The sequence below is a fragment of the Spirochaeta cellobiosiphila DSM 17781 genome (genome assembly GCF_000426705.1).
Classification (GTDB): domain Bacteria; phylum Spirochaetota; class Spirochaetia; order DSM-17781; family DSM-17781; genus Spirochaeta_E; species Spirochaeta_E cellobiosiphila.
Window position 1 is genome coordinate 344,953 of sequence record NZ_KE384554.1, and the last position, 13,312, is coordinate 358,264.

At 37.4% G+C, this 13,312-nt stretch carries 8 protein-coding genes and 1 other annotated feature; of the genes, 3 read left to right on the forward strand and 5 right to left on the reverse strand.

All coding sequences use genetic code 11. From position 1 onward, the window contains the following. Positions 1-2 precede the first annotated feature (2 nt). Together pyrF and K345_RS0108380 are read right to left on the reverse strand one after the other, a co-directional pair. Complete coding sequence (pyrF, locus tag K345_RS0108375) at positions 3-821, reverse strand: orotidine-5'-phosphate decarboxylase (RefSeq protein WP_053228160.1); 819 nt, start codon at positions 819-821, stop codon at positions 3-5. A 33-nt stretch (positions 822-854) separates the two neighbouring features. Further along, a complete protein-coding gene (locus tag K345_RS0108380) occupies positions 855-2,588 on the reverse strand; it encodes a sugar phosphorylase (protein WP_028973778.1) in 1,734 nt (577 codons plus the stop codon). Between the two features lie 77 nt (positions 2,589-2,665). Between K345_RS0108380 and K345_RS0108385 the strand changes: the two genes are divergently transcribed. The 3 genes from K345_RS0108385 to K345_RS0108395 all read left to right on the forward strand — a co-directional run bounded on the left by K345_RS0108385 (position 2,666) and on the right by K345_RS0108395 (position 8,718). Further along, on the forward strand, positions 2,666-4,192 hold the full coding sequence (locus K345_RS0108385) for a glycosyltransferase family protein (RefSeq protein ID WP_028973779.1): 1,527 nt from the start codon (positions 2,666-2,668) through the stop codon (positions 4,190-4,192). A 104-nt stretch (positions 4,193-4,296) separates the two neighbouring features. After that, a complete protein-coding gene (gene nifJ / locus K345_RS0108390) occupies positions 4,297-7,824 on the forward strand; it encodes a pyruvate:ferredoxin (flavodoxin) oxidoreductase (protein ID WP_028973780.1) in 3,528 nt (1,175 codons plus the stop codon). Between the two features lie 102 nt (positions 7,825-7,926). Further along, the gene (locus K345_RS0108395) at positions 7,927-8,718 is read left to right on the forward strand and encodes a CDP-alcohol phosphatidyltransferase family protein (protein WP_028973781.1); all 792 of its coding nucleotides are present in this window, start codon (positions 7,927-7,929) and stop codon (positions 8,716-8,718) included. A gap of 23 nt (positions 8,719-8,741) precedes the next feature. Here K345_RS0108395 and K345_RS0108400 read toward each other — a convergent pair whose 3' ends face one another. The 3 genes from K345_RS0108400 to K345_RS20325 all read right to left on the reverse strand — a co-directional run bounded on the left by K345_RS0108400 (position 8,742) and on the right by K345_RS20325 (position 13,213). Further along, a complete protein-coding gene (locus K345_RS0108400; RefSeq protein ID WP_037571632.1) occupies positions 8,742-10,244 on the reverse strand; it encodes a carboxypeptidase M32 in 1,503 nt (500 codons plus the stop codon). Next, positions 10,244-11,998 carry a threonine--tRNA ligase gene (gene thrS / locus K345_RS0108405; protein ID WP_028973783.1) on the reverse strand — a complete coding sequence of 585 codons (1,755 nt, stop codon included), beginning with the start codon at positions 11,996-11,998 and terminating at the stop codon, positions 10,244-10,246. The genes K345_RS0108400 and thrS overlap by 1 nt, the downstream gene beginning before the upstream one ends. A 55-nt stretch (positions 11,999-12,053) precedes the next feature. Continuing rightward, positions 12,054-12,313: a binding site (T-box leader), on the reverse strand. A 93-nt stretch (positions 12,314-12,406) separates the two neighbouring features. Continuing rightward, positions 12,407-13,213, reverse strand: a complete 807-nt coding sequence (locus tag K345_RS20325) for a hypothetical protein (protein ID WP_037571635.1) — start codon at positions 13,211-13,213, stop codon at positions 12,407-12,409. Between the last annotated feature and the right edge of the window lie 99 nt (positions 13,214-13,312).

Genomic DNA, 13,312 nt, shown 5'->3' on the forward strand with positions numbered 1-13,312 from the left:
AATTACCCTAACACGCGTTCTCTTGCTCTATTTAGTTGTTCTACATACTCTTTTGCAGCTTTTCCAGGATTATCAGCATGGGCAATAGCTCTCACAACTACCGGGATGATTCCATATCCTTCGGAATTTAGACCAGCTTGTATTGCTTCATCCATTTGCCCTCCTTGAGCTCCAATACCGGGAGACAAAAACCAGGCCTTATCACTAATTTTTCTCACATCTCTGAGAGCCTTATATTTATTACCGGCAACAACAAGGCCAATGTTAGGATTCCAGGAAAGGGATTCTTCAGCGACTCTATGATAAAGAGGAACACCCTCTGCATCCTTGACTTCTTGAAATACAGCAGAGCCGGGATTGCTTGTATAACATAGCATAAAGATTCCCTTATCCCCATATTCCAAAAAGGGTGTAACACCATCAATGCCCATATAAGGTGCCAAAGTTACAGCATCTACATTGAAATGCCCAAAAACACTTTTAGCATAGGCTTCGGCAGTAGCTCCGATATCCCCTCTTTTTGAATCTAATAGAACATCAATGTCATCAGGAATTAAAGTCAAAGTTTCTTCTAGAGCCTCAAATCCATACGCCCCATAAGCTTCATAGAAAGCCGAATTAGGTTTGTAAATAGCTGTATAAGCTGCTGTGGATTCAATCAATGCCTTATTTGCGTTGATGATTGCAGTCTTAGCTTCTTTGCCAGTTAATCCTTCATTAATTCTGGGGTCTAGTCCAACACATAATAAACTATTTTTGCGTTCGCATTTTTCTTTTAATTTGTCAAAATACAAGTGAGCCTCCGAAGTTTTTACAAGCATACCAAGGGGGTTAACCCCTGTCAATCTTAGCTATTATGGAGTGAATCTCATCCATATGACATCATAAGGTTCTAAATCGAATTCCCATTCCTGTTTTTTTTCAACCAATTCCTGTTTTTTCTGAGTGATAATATTATAGCCGGAACCTCTAAAATCAGGGACATCTGACTTTTTTATTAATAGATTAGTATAATTACCTGTAACATTATGAATACACAGGATGGAGCTATCTCCTCTTCCTCTTACAAAAGCGAAGACAGAATTATTGGTTCTCAGGATTTTCTGTAAAGATTTAGGATGAAAGGATATTTCTCTACGACGAGCTGTCAATAAAGTTTTATATCCTTCTGATATCAGAGAACGTAAGGAACCTTTTTGTTTTAGTTCTTTATTAAGGTCTTTCATTTTAAATTTCGCTCTATTGATACGTCTATTAATACCCGATTGACTTACACCTTCATGATCATTTTCTGAACCTAGTAAACTATGCACATATATTCCCGGGATACCTGCCATGGCCAGCATAATAGCCTGGCTGGTCAAAAATTTTGCACTCCTCTGACTCTTATCTAACTCCTTCTCACTAACTGCATCAAAATAATTAATATTTAACTCATAAGGAATAGGTCCATTGGTAGTATCCTTATAGCTAATGAGACCTCCTCTTTCCATTACAGCCTTATACACTTTACTTAATTCTTCCTCATCCAGAATCCCTTTAGCTGGGGTAACCCCAATGCCATCATGACTTGCCAGAAAATTAAAATAAGTTTTCTTGCCATCTGGCTGAGGAAGGGACATCGCCCATTTCTGTAAAAAACCTGTATTACCTGTGATAAAAGCATGTAATGTTAGGGGTGGTAGACTAAATTGATACACCATATGTGCTTCATTAGTACCATTTCCAAAGTAGGAAATGTTTTCCTTATGGGGAACATTAGTTTCTGTCAGGATCAGAACACCAGGAGCAACCTTATCCAATATAGCTCTCATTAGACGTACAAAACTATGGGTTTTGGGATGGTGAATACAGCTGGTTCCCACCTCCTTCCATAGATAAGCGATGGCATCTAAGCGTATAATTCTGGCCCCTTTAGAGATATAGAGCAGAATGATATCAATAAACTCAATGAGCACATTAGGATTAGCAAAATTAAGATCGACCTGGTCTTTACTAAAAGTTGTCCATAAATACTTTGTTCCACTCGCTGTATGATACGGACTAAGTAAAGGAAGAGCTCTGGGTCTTACGACTTTCGATAAATCAGTCTTAGGATCAACACAAATAAAGTACTCATCATAGGGAATCTTTTGCTGTAAGAAATCCTGAAACCATGAACTTTCTGAACTACAATGATTTAAGACTAAGTCAAACATCAGGTCAAAGGATTGTGACAACTGTTCCACATGAGACCATTGCCCCCATTCTTTTTTAACTTCTCTATAATCAATAACACTAAATCCATCATCAGAAGACCAAGGACTAAAAGGAAGTATATGGATAGTAGAAAGGATATCTTTATACTGGTCTGTCATGAAATCCATTAATACTTCAAGGGGCTTATGACCTGAACTTTGGAATTGATCTCCATAGGTAATGAGCACACTGTCCTCCTCAGTCACAGCTAAAGAACTTTCTGATTCTTTGTTTATAGTCTGCAAAGAGGGTTCCCACTTCTGTAAAACTTTCCTAACTCTTTCTACAAGGCCTTCAGCTTGACCTTTTCCATAGATATACTCAATTTCCTGATATATTTTACTCTTCATAACAAGACAATTGTATTGGTTTTATTTTTTATTTTCAAATCTTTAAAAAAAGACTACATAACTGTTATTCTATAAATATGAAAATACTCATACTACACTATCATTTACTTCCTGGAGGAGTAACAAATGTCATCATTGATCAAGTTAAATCTTTACTCACCCTTGCCTCAGTTGAACATATTACCCTCATATCTGGTCAGTCCGACAACATTGATAATGTAAATAAGTGTTTTCCTAAATCCGATAAAGTAAGTATAGAAGTTTTACCTTCTGTGGGTTATAGAAACGTATCCTCTAATGAAGAATTAATTTCTTCCAAGCAAGAGCTTGCCCTGTCTTTGACCCCCTTTGTAAGACAACATGACTTAATATGGATACATAACTATCATCTGGGTAAAAATATCCCTTTGACAGCCTATTGGCTGGACATAATACAGCAAACAAAGGATAAGAAATTTCTACTCCATATCCATGATTTCCCGGAATCTGGACGTTTTGACAATCTTAGCCTCCTGAGAAAACATCTCAATAAGCCTCTTTACCCTCTCAATAATCATGTTAAATATGCATTGATCAACTACAGAGATTATGATTATTTGAGAAAAAATGGTATAAATGAAGACCAGGTATTTTTTCTCCCCAATCCTATCAAGGAAGAGATCATTCCCCCATTGGACCCTAAAACATCTCATGATATGATGAGTTATCTATCTACTTTTTATAAAGGAATAAAAAAAGATTGCCCTTTTCGTCTCTATCCTGTACGCAGTATAAGAAGGAAAAATATTGGGGAAGCTTTGTTTTGGTCTATCCTTCAACCAGAGTATAATATTATTATCACGCTTCCCGGGGTATCAAACAGAGAAAAAAACTACTCACAAAAGATAGAATCCTTCCTTAAAGAATATCCCATTCCATCGGCTACATCAGCAGGACTTATTCTGTCCCAAAAGGGGTATAGCTTTACAAATATTGTTAGTGCATCTCACTCTGTGATTAGTACTTCTGTCCAAGAAGGTTTTGGCTATCTTTTTCTTAACTCTCAAATATGGAATAAACCTTTACTTGCAAGACAATTACCGATACTGAAGGGTTTTGACAAATATTTTGATTGGCAGATGTCGACTTTTTATACAGAATTGTTAGTTCCAATAAATAAAGAGGATCTTGTCAGGCTCAAAACCGCTTATCTTAATAAATTGAAGAGCCTTAAAGCTTATATTAATACACAAGTAATGGAGAGTCTTAGCATTAAAATACAGACAATAGGTAAAGAGGGATGGATAGACTTTTCCTTTCTTTCCTTGAATGATCAACTCAATATAATCAAAACCACTCATCAAGATGAGAAGCTAAGAGAATCCATTATTGACAGAAACAGACTATCTATGGATAGATGGGAGACTAATAACGTAAATAAAGATATAACAAATAATATTTTAAAAGATTTTGGGTCCCAAGCTGTTGTTGACAAATTTAATCAACTGACAGCAAGCTTTACAGATAGGTCTCACAAAAAAGTGAAGACAAGAGACATATCTTCTGATCTAGTTGATAAGTTCACCGACCTTGATACTATCCGCCTTCTTTATGATTACAAATGAAGGTTGAGACTAACTCTCAAAAATTTTATCCACCTTGCATTCTGAATTGATGGCGAGTACAATAAAACTCGTTCAAATAAATCTTCAATAGAAAGAGGATCTTCATGTCCAATAAAAAGATGATTACAATCGACGGGAATATGGCAGCTGCTCACGTGGCTTACGCTTTTAGTGAAGTTGCAGCTATCTACCCCATCACACCATCTTCTCCAATGGGAGAGTATTCAGATGCGTGGGCCGCAGCAGGCCAAAAAAACCTATTTGGTAAAAAAGTAGATGTTATAGAAATGCAGTCTGAAGCAGGTGCAGCAGGATCAGTTCATGGTTCATTATCTGCGGGTGCTTTGACTACAACTTTCACAGCTTCTCAAGGGCTTTTATTGATGCTCCCTAACATGCACAAAATTGCTGGTGAAATGATGCCAACAGTTTTCCATGTATCAGCACGATCAATTGCCGCTCAATCTTTGTCAATCTATGGTGACCACTCTGACGTAATGTGTGCCAGAAATACTGGTTTTGCCATGGTTGCAGCCAACTCTATCCAGGAAACAATGGATTTAGCTTTGGTATCTCACTTAGCAACTCTCAAATCCCAAGTACCATTCTTAAACTTCTTTGATGGTTTCAGAACAAGTCATGAGATTCAGAAAGTTGAAGAAATCTCTTATGAAACTATGAAAGAATTGGTTGAACCTGAGTTGATTGAACGATTCAGAGATCGTGCAATGCGACCAGAAAAACCAATCGTAAAAGTAGCGGCTCAAAACCCAGATGTATACTTCCAGGGTCGAGAAACTACTAACAAATACTACGATGAACTACCAGAAATAGTTCAATCCTATATGGATGTGGTATCTAAGGCTACAGGACGATCTTACAGATTATTTGATTATGTCGGAGCTCCTGATGCAGAAAAAGTAATTGTTGCTATGGGATCTGGTTGTGACACAATTGATTTAACAGTTAAACACTTATTAGCTAAGGGAGAAAAAGTTGGTCTGGTTAAAGTCAGACTATACAGACCTTTCAGTGTAAAACACTTCATTGAAGCGCTTCCTTCTACTGTTAAGAAAATTGCTGTACTTGACCGAACAAAAGAACCAGGATCCATTGGTGAACCATTGTTCCTTGATGTAGTAGCAGCTCTAGCAGGCAAAGACATTAAAGTTATTGGTGGACGATATGGTCTATCTTCTAAAGAATTTGTTCCTAGCCATGTAAAAGCTGTTTACGATCACCTTGATGGTGAAGCTTTCCATAGTTTCACTGTTGGTATCAATGACGATGTAACTCATAAATCAATTCCTGTAAAAGAAAACATTTCTGTTGCAGCAGCTGATTCTAAGTCTTGTGTATTCTGGGGATTCGGTTCTGACGGTACTGTTGGTGCTTGTAAGAACTCAACCAAGATAATTGGTGACAACACAGATCTAAATACTCAAGCCTACTTTAGTTATGATTCTAAAAAATCAGGTGGTATCACAGTATCTCACCTTCGATTTGGTAAAGACTCAGTTAACATGCCTTGGTTAATCACTCATGCTGACTTTGTTGCTTGTCATAACCCAGCGTATATTGGTCGATATGACATGTTAAGCTGTATCAAAGAAGGAGGAGTTTTCCTTCTTAACTCTGAAATCCCAACATCTGAAGTTTTTAACAAACTTACTAAGGATATGCAGGAAATAATCATCAATAGAAAGATTAAGTTCTACAACATTGATGCTCTTAAGATTGCTCTTAAGGTTGGTTTGGGACAAAGAATTAACACAGTTATGCAGGCTGCCTTCTTTAAGATCTCTGGTGTACTTCCAGAAGAAGAAGCTATACAACTTATCAAAAACTACATTAAGAAGACTTTCTCAAGAAAAGGTGATGCTATCATTCAAATGAACTGGGATGCCGTTGATATGGCTTCTGCAGCTCTTGAAGAAGTAACCGTACCATCAACAATCACAGAATCATTTGATGCACCTAAATTAATTGCAGACGATGCTAATGATTTTGCAAAAGATATTATTAAGCCAACAATGCACCAACAAGGTGATGATATTCCTGTATCAAAAATGTCCTTTGATGGAACTATTCCTACAGGAACTACAAAATTAGAAAAAAGAGGAATTGCTCCTCGTGTACCACAATGGTTAGCAGATAACTGTATTCAGTGTAACCAATGTGTTATGGCTTGTCCTCATGCTGTTATTAGAGCTAAACAATTTACTCCTGAAGAAACAGCTGCTGCACCTGGTGAATTCACAGTTCTTAAGTCTAGTACTAAGAATGAAAGAGATCTTGATTACAGAATCCAGATTTACATCGAAGACTGTACAGGTTGTGGTGTTTGTGTTGATGTATGTCCTGGACGTAAACAAGTTAAAGCCCTTGAATTCTCTACTCTTGAAGATCAGAGAGCGAAAGGTGAAACAGAAAAAGCTGTATACTTTGATAATCTGCCAAACGATGTAACAGAAGGCGTTAAAATTTCAACTTTCAAGGGTGTAATGTTCAAACAACCTCTATTTGAGTTCTCTGGAGCTTGTGCCGGTTGTGGTGAAACACCTTATGTTAAATTAATGTCCCAATTATTCGGTGACAGAATGGTAGCAGCGAATGCAACTGGATGTTCCTCTATCTATGGTGGTACATTCCCAACAATTCCTTACTGTACAAACAAAGATGGGCGAGGTCCTTCTTGGGGTAACTCACTCTTTGAAGACAACGCAGAATATGGTTTTGGTATGAGACTGGCTGTTGACAGCAACCGAGATCTACTTAAGACAAAAGTTGAAGAAGTTCTTGCTGAAGGAACAACTCCAGAACTTAAATCTGCTCTTGAAAAATCAATGGAATTGTGGAAAGGCACTGATGATGAAGCTTATGCTGCTCAAGATGCTGTTAAAGCTGCTCTTCCTGGAGCTTTAAGTTCTGCTAGCGGAGCGACAAAAGAAGCTGTTGCTAAGATCAAAGAATTGTCAGACTACTTTGTAGACAAATCAGTTTGGATAATCGGTGGTGATGGCTGGGCTTATGATATTGGATTTGGAGGTGTTGACCACGTTCTTGCTGCTGGTAAAAACGTTAACATCCTTGTTCTTGATACAGAAGTATACTCAAACACTGGTGGACAAGCTTCTAAATCAACTCCCATTGGAGCTGTAGCTAAGTTTGCTAATGCTGGTATGCGTCTTGGTAAAAAGAAGATGGGTATCATGGCTATGAGTTATGGTTATGTTTATGTAGCTTCCATAGCAATGGGTGCTAATAGAGCTCAAACTCTTAAAGCTTTCCAAGAAGCAGAAGCTTATGATGGACCTTCCATTATATTCGCTTACTCTCCTTGTATTGCACATGGTATCGATATGTCCAAGACTCAGTCTAAACAAAAAGATGCTGTTGAAGCTGGATACTGGCCACTATACAGATACAATCCTCTTAACGAAACAGGAAGCAAATTCACTTGGGAAACAAAAGAGCCTAAGGGTGACTTCCAAGACTTTATTAAGAGTGAAAATAGATACCGACAACTTAAGAAAACAGCACCTTCTGAAGCAGATAAATTGTTTGAAGAAGCTCAAGCTGATGCGAAAAACACATGGGAAACTTACAAGAAATTGGGTGAAATCCTATAATCTTTAGAGATGACCATATAAGGAGGCTGCTTAATGCAGCCTCTTTTTCTTTATAAAAAATTATAGATTGACCAAGAGGGATCCATACCATACAGTAGGACTATGACTATTAAACAAAGAAGACATAGGAACTTATTTATTAATCTTCTTCTATTTTCTGTGTTTGAAGTACTGCTATTCTACCTTCTTCAATACAAATACTACATACAGCTTAATCACTTCCTAATCTTTAGTTCGGTGAATGTACTCTACAACGGGATTATATTTATAACATTATTAAAATTTGACAGATTATTCTATTATGATAAAACGAATGAAGAAATGTCCTACATAAATCTAGCCACATTATTAACCATTTTACGATTATCTTCCTTAATATCACTTATGTATCTTGTATACCTAGCCTCTCAATATTCACTAACTCGTCTCACAGTCGTTATAACCGCTGCCATTTTTCTGACAGACTTGTTGGATGGGCAGATAGCAAGAAGAACAAATACCATAACTAAGATAGGTAAATTTCTCGATAGTACAGCTGATTATTTTGTCATATTAGCCATATCAATACTCATGTTATATTTTAGGATTATCCCTGTTTATATCTTTATACTCACTCTGGTACGCGGATTTAGCCAATTTCCTAACCTTTTTAGATATAAAATAGAGGAAGGCAAAATAATCTTTGAAACCTCGTTTCTTGGGAAGTTAAGTGTTTTTATGGTGATGTTCCTATATGGATCAGAATTGTTTATATTAACCGACCTAGGTAAAGTCCTGGAACCTTACATCTATATCTTGGAGATTACCACAGCATTTATATTGCTAATGGGGTCCGCTGACAAATTAATTATGTTTCTATTGGGAATAAAGAAAAAAAAGCAGGACGGTGTATAAAACCGTCCTTTTATTAGTTAATATTAAAATCCATAGATATCAGAGTATTTATCATTAAGATAATCTAAAAAGTACTGAGGATTCAAATTTTCCCCTGTCACTTCTTTACATAGCTCCCCTGCCTTCTTCAAGCGTCCCCATTGATGGATATTAGTGTGCAACCAATTAAGGATGATATTGAACTTTTTATCCTTTGTCAGACCAGATATAGGACCAAGCTCCTTTTCCATGGCGACTTTAAATTGAGCACTGTACAGGTTTCCCAAAGAATAAGTAGGAAAATATCCAATCAGACCAAAAGACCAATGAACATCCTGAAGAACACCTTCTGTATTATTGGAAGGGACTATACCTAATAGTTCCTCCATCTTTTCATTCCAAATACTAGGAAGATCCTGAATCTTAATAGAACCTTCAAGAAGAGCTAACTCTATTTCAAATCGAAGGATAATATGCAAGCTATACGTAACTTCATCAGCTTCTGTACGTATAAAGGAAGATTCAACCTTATTAAAGGCTTTATATAAATCATCTACAGACAAAGAGGACATATTCTCAGGAAATAAAGACTGCATTTGAGGCCAATAGGCTTCCCAAAAAGCCTTGGATCTCCCAACCATATTTTCCCAGAATCTGGATTGTGATTCATGAATCCCTAAACTAGTACCGTCACCTACAGTTGTTCCACTAATATTGTCCCCAATACCTTGTTCATAGAGAGCATGACCCGTTTCATGGATGGTACTAAATATACCACCATTAAAAAAATTCTTGTCGTATCTTGTTGTGATGCGGATATCATTTGCGCCTAATTGCGTGGTAAATGGATGGGTAGACAGATCCAGTCGACCTCTGTTGGAATCAAATCCCAGGTCCGCCATAACTTGTCGGCCAAAGGCGTCTTGTTTATCAACAGGATAGTCCAGGCGAATTAAGTCATCACTATTTTGAGGTGATTTACGGATCTTACCCAAAAGTTCTACAAGCCCCACTTTCAGTTCTCCAAAGATAGCCTTAAGTTCGTTGACTCGCATTCCCGGCTCATAATCCTCTAAAAGAGCATCATAAGGGTGTTCTTCATATCCTAAGGCTTCTGCCTTTTGTCTTGTTAGGTCCAAGACTTTTTGCAAGTAAGGAGCGAAACTTTGAAAATCATCTTCCTTTCTTGCTTTGGCCCAGGCATTTTGAGCCAAAGCTGTGGCCTTCGTCAAATCCTTAACGAGCTGACTGGACAGACGTGTTTCCTTATTATAATCTTCTTCTCTTATACCAAGAAAGGATTTTTCAAAATCATTTAATGAAGATAAATCTTTATTCGCCTGAGCGATCAATTCTGCTATCTCTGGATTTGTTTTATGTTGATGGGATAAACCAGATAGAAAAGCGGCCTGATCTGCCCTTCCTTCTACAGCCCCTTCTGGCATGTAAGTTTCCTGATCCCAACCTAGTATAGCTCCAATATCTTCAATAATTCGTGACTCTTTGTCTAATTCTATTAACTTTTTAACCGCTTCCACAGAATTCACTATATTAACTCCTTTGTATTGATCTTACCAAGAACCCAGTTCACACTTTCTTCTAAAGGCATCCCTTGATGCTGTTCACCAGTTCTAAGACGAACACTTACTTGATTCTCCGATTCCTCCCGTTCACCAAGAATGAACATATAAGGAATTTTCTCATTTTGAGCCGCCCTAATTTTAGCATTCATCCTGTTATCAGAATCATCTAATTTCACACGGATACCTGCGGCCTTTAATTGAGCTGTTACCTTCTGAGCATATTCGTTAAAGTTCTGAGCTACAGGAATCACCATGACCTGAGTAGGATTCAACCAAACAGGGAAAGCTCCTGCATATTGTTCAATCAATATCCCAATAAATCGCTCTAATGATCCCAATACAGCTCTATGGAGCATAACAGGAGAATGTTTATTGTCATCTTCCCCAATATAAGACGCATTTAGTCTATCATTAGATGGTAAGAGGTAATCCACTTGAATGGTACCGCACTGCCAATGGCGACCTAGAGCATCGACTAAGGTAAACTCTAATTTAGGACCATAGAAAGCACCTTCTCCCTCAGCAATCTCATATTCCAGGCCAGCCACTTTGCAAGCATTGGCTAATGCTCCTTCCGACCTATCCCAAGTGGCATCTTCACCAATTCTTTTTTCAGGTCGAGTACTGAACTTAACAATTATGTTGTCATCACCAAAGCCAAAGTCTTTATACATGCTCTTTAAAAGATCAACAAAGAGAACTACTTCATCAGCTATTTGTTCTTCTGTACAGAAGATATGGGCATCATCCTGAACAAACCCTCTCACTCTCATAATACCATGAAGAGCTCCTGAAGCTTCATTACGTGTACAACTCCCAAACTCAGCCATACGAAGAGGTAAATCACGATAGCTTTTAATCCCCTGTTTAAAAATTTCTACATGTCCAGGGCAGTTCATAGGTTTAAGAGCAAATTCTCTCTTTTCGCTCTCTGTTATAAACATGTTTTCCTTATATTTTGCCCAGTGACCAGAACGTTCCCATAGAGATTTAGGCATAACAGAAGGGGTATGAACCTCAATATAATTCTGTTCAGATAATCGATTACGTACATAATTCTGAATAGTTAGATAAATGGACCAGCCCTTGTCATGCCAAAAGATCTGACCTGGATTTTCATCAACCATATGGAAGAGATCTAATTCTTTACCCAACTTACGGTGATCCCGTTTTTTGAGTTCCTCTAATTTATTAAGATAAAACCGAAGCTCTTTAGCATTATTCCAAACAGTCCCATAAATACGTTGTAACATAGGTCTAGTGGAGTCACCTCTCCAATAGGCCCCAGCTATAGACATTAATTTAATAGCCCGTGGATCAATCTGACTGGAATTCTCCACATGAGGACCTTTGCAAAGGTCTACAAAATCACCACTATGGTAGAGACTGATCTCGGCATCTTCAGGTAAGTCATTAATAAGCTCAACCTTATAAGGTTGATCAGCAAATCGTTCTAAGGCAACTTCCCGTGAAATGACTTCTTTATCAAAAGAAGCTCCCTTATTGATAATATCCCGCATTCTGTTTTCAATATCTTCAAGATCTTCTTCCTTAAGCTTTCGAGGTAGATCAAAATCATAATAAAACCCATCATCGATAGCAGGCCCAATAGCGATCTTGGCATCTGGAAATATTTGCAATACAGCCTCTGCCATTATATGAGCAGTTGAATGCCGCTTTCGGAATATTTTTTCTTCTTTAGTTAATTTTTCTGACATATATCTCTCCTTTTGTAGACAAAAAAAGCTTCCATGTACTCCGTCCTCTTAATTAAATAAGGACGAAGGGCACAGAAGCTCTCCGCGGTTCCACCTTTATTCAGTCCTTCTCTGTACTATAACGAAGGATACTGCACTTCATTTACCTCTATCGTTTGGTTTACGTCCCAGCATACTAATCAAAGTGATTCTTTAACTTTCCGTGGGCAACTCAGGAGTGGTTTTCAATCAAGTTCCTTGAAAAGGATTACAGCCTATGTCCTTTACTCTCTAGCAAGAATTCTTTGACCTACTCTTCTCCTTCATAGTCTTATTAGTAATATGAATGGTAAAGTCTTTATTGTCAAGATTATGACTATGATTGGACAAGAGGAAGCACCATTTAGTTACAATAATTAAGGTTATAAACTACTTGTAGAGTTTTTCAGGGCAAAGAAGCTCTACGGCCTTAATATGAAACATCTCGATAGAAGGATCTGTAAAAAAAGCAGTCTCCCAGGGATTCTTATCAACAAATTCATATTGAATGGAACTAAAAGCAGGATTACTCGGGGATATTTTAAAAAGCTCACCAATAATTATTGAATAATTCCATTCTATAGCTTTATCAAAGGTAAACTCTGGTCTGTGATCAATAGCAAAGGCCACATTTCTATCCCTATGAAGATTATGGGATTTGAAAGACCCCTTCTGGCTTATAATGAAAATATCATCTTGTTTTGTAGAGAGGAACGCCATAACAGTAGTATGAGGTCTATCAGGAGCAGAGGTAATAAGAACACCGAGCTTATTACGCTGAATAACAGGATCAGTATCTATGACAGGATCAATTGTACTTTCAGGAAGAGTAATACTACTTCTATTATCAACGGGAAATCGATAACCTTCCTTTCTATAGGAATCAACAACATTGTTAGAATAGAATAATTCATAATCTTCAAGTATTACTGAAATTCTTCTCTCTTCTACCTTTGTCACAATAGCTTTAACAGAACTTCGATAAACACGGAGATTGATATCGAATTCTTCTACACCAACACGGCTATCCAAATGAATGGTGATCTTTTGCCCCACACTATAGGGATTGGCTTTAGGAAAGATTATAACCATTCCCTCTTTGTTAAAAAGGATACCTCCAATCAAGGCTACAATCTTATTATCACAATACCCAGCAATGATGGCATAGGATTGATTAGCGAAATAATCTTTTAACAAAGCATGACTCCCATAATGAATGATCTACCAAATTTAGTCATCTTTCCTAGACTAATCAAGTCTTCTTTTGAGCAGATGTAAAGGGGGTTATCATTTCGA